This window comes from Bacillus sp. AP50 (assembly GCF_040492675.1).
In the GTDB taxonomy this organism is placed as follows: domain Bacteria; phylum Bacillota; class Bacilli; order Bacillales; family Bacillaceae_G; genus Bacillus_A; species Bacillus_A cereus.
On the sequence record NZ_JBEUTW010000506.1, the window covers coordinates 1 to 2,715 of the forward strand.

Sequence of the window (2,715 nt, forward strand, 5' to 3'; positions counted from 1 at the left end):
ATTTCTTCCTTCACTTTCTATTCATAAGCAAGTTATATTCTCATATAAAGCATTACCTTTTTTTATCATACAATATGTTTTACTCTTTGTTGGATTTGCTATAAAGTTTATAAAAATTTACTCTATTAAGGGTCTTGCTCAATTTTCATTCGATAGCATCTTTATTGTTATTATGAACATTTATTTCACTTTAACTTTTATCTTGGACCTTTCAAGCTTCCGTATGTTAACAAAGGAAACTTGGATTTTAATTGGCTATTTTATTGCACAATCATTAGTAATTTACGCCGTTATTAGTCTTTATAGAAGAGAACAATATTCTTCTAGTAGAATCGCATTAATTATCGGTTTCACTATTATACTCGTATACGGTTACATTCATCTGTTTCAATTAAATTTTGGGATGAAAACTTCTCCTGAATTTAATTATTTAATACACACTGCTTCTATTTTATTAATTGGACTTTCTTCCATACTATATATCTTGGATAAACCAATGCAACATGAAACGAAAGCAAAATATTATCGATTCGATTATGTACGTTTTATACTACCTTATTTTAGTATAATTATTACTTTTTCCTTTATTATCATTCAACCTTGGGATGATAAATTTATGTTAATTGGTCTCGTATTATCACTTATTTTGTTATTCTTGCGGCAACTTTACATGTGGAAAGATAATCAAGCACTAATCCTTACATATGAACAGTTGACTACACAACTAGAGGACGAAGTTGAAGAAGGTGCATTTGCATTATCAAAAAGTGAACAACGCTATAAGTCTTTATTCGAAGATCATCCCGATGCCGTTTTCTCTTTAAATATGAATGGCATTTTTCAACAATCTAATAAGGCATGCGAAAGCTTATTTACTGCCTATTATTGTGAAGTAGCAAGCTATTCTCTGGTACACTTCATTGATTCAAAAGACCACGAACTACTAAAGAAGGCTTTACAAATTACAAAGGAAGGTAGGCCACAAACGTTAGAAGTTCGTACAAAAGAACAAGAAGGCTATTATTATTATCTTCATATTACACTTATCCCTACTTTTATAAACAAAGAAGTGGTCGGAATGTTTGGGATAGCGCGTGATATTACCACTCTATATGAAAAACAAAAACAAGTAGAGCATTTAGCCTTTCACGATGCACTTACTGGATTACCAAATCGTCGAAAGTTCGAAAAAGATTTAAAAGCCATTTTAAATACAGCCCAAACTAACGCAAATGATGTCGCCGTCATATTCCTTGATTTAGATCGATTTAAAAAAATTAACGATAGACTTGGCCATGACGTTGGAGATTTATTATTAATTGAAGTAGCAAAAAGATTACGCGGTTGCTTGCGTTCAAAAGATATCGTCGCTCGCCAAGGTGGAGATGAGTTTACAATTCTGTTACCAGAAATGTACTCAGAAAAAAGTGCAATTTTTATAGCTGAACAGATTTTAACTATTTTAAACAAACCATTCTTCATTCAAGGCGAAGAACTCTCTATTACACCAAGTATCGGAATTGCGATGTACCCTGATTATGGAACTAATGTAAATGAGTTAATGAAAAATGCTGATATGGCTATGTACCGTGCGAAAGCAAATGGAAAAAACAGATTTGTTTTCTTCTCAAAAGAAATGAGTATCGCTCAAAATGAAATTCAATTCTTAGAAGGTGAACTTTCAAAAGCATTACAACAAAATGAATTTTTCCTTGAATACCAGCCACAAGTAAGCACAAAAACAAAACAAATTATCGGTTTTGAAGCATTAATACGTTGGAAGCATCCAAAACTCGGTATCGTATCTCCTGCCCAATTTATCCCTCTAGCAGAGGAAACTGGTTTTATTATTGAACTTGGCAATTGGATTTTACGTACTGCCTGTTTAGAAGCAAAAAGATGGCATAATCAAGGTTTTTCTCACTTAAAAGTTGGTGTGAATTTATCTGTTGTTCAATTTAACCATGCAGATTTAATCCCAACTATTTCAAAGGTGTTGGAAGAGACAGAACTGAAACCAGAAGCACTAGATATTGAAATTACGGAAAGCATCGCAATTAATCAAAATCAATCTGTAGTTGCAAAACTAGAACAACTTCAAAATCTCGGTATTCAAATTTCAATCGACGACTTTGGTACTGGTTATAGTTCTTTAGCTTATTTAACAAAATATCCAATCAACACATTAAAAATCGCTCGAGAGTTTATTTGTGGAATTACAACTAGTCCTTTAGAAGAAGCAATTGTCTCTTCCATTATTACACTATCAAAAGAACTAAATTTAAAAGTGATTGCAGAAGGTGTAGAAACAGCAGAAGAATGGGAATTTTTACATAAACAAAATTGTGATCACATTCAAGGATTCTTTATTAGCAAACCTGTTTCTAGTAAAGACGTTTGGATGTTACTCCATAAAAAAACAACCGCCTAAGTAAGACGGTTGTTTTTTAATATTCAAAAGGTAAATCTTTAGCTAATTGTACCTCTTGATCGTTATGAGAAATTATATGGCTTTTCTCTAATGCCGTATCGCCTAATGAAATACCCCATGCCATCGCTAACGTCAATAAACTACCAATAAGTAATTTCTTCATATTCCATCACCCACATTTTTTATTTTAATATATCATGAAAATTTATCCCTATTATATGCAATTATGCATACCCATTTTTTGGGATATTTATCTACTGATTTTATTTACGAGCGCTTCTTTA

2 protein-coding genes are annotated in these 2,715 nt (G+C 32.0%); one reads left to right on the forward strand and one right to left on the reverse strand.

What is annotated here, in order from left to right; all coding sequences use genetic code 11:
- Positions 1-2,431 (forward strand): DUF4084 domain-containing protein (locus ABWK52_RS25580; protein WP_353772214.1); only part of this gene is annotated, 2,431 nt, incomplete at its 5' end.
- A gap of 16 nt (positions 2,432-2,447) precedes the next feature.
- Here ABWK52_RS25580 and ABWK52_RS25585 read toward each other — a convergent pair.
- Positions 2,448-2,594 carry a quorum-sensing peptide PapR gene (locus ABWK52_RS25585; RefSeq protein WP_000734730.1) on the reverse strand — a complete coding sequence of 49 codons (147 nt, stop codon included), beginning with the start codon at positions 2,592-2,594 and terminating at the stop codon, positions 2,448-2,450.
- Between the last annotated feature and the right edge of the window lie 121 nt (positions 2,595-2,715).

Excerpts from the sequence above, each read along its gene's own strand:
- ABWK52_RS25585 (WP_000734730.1), bottom strand. The coding sequence starts at position 2,594 with ATGAAGAAATTACTTATTGGTAGTTTATTGACGTTAGCGATGGCATGG.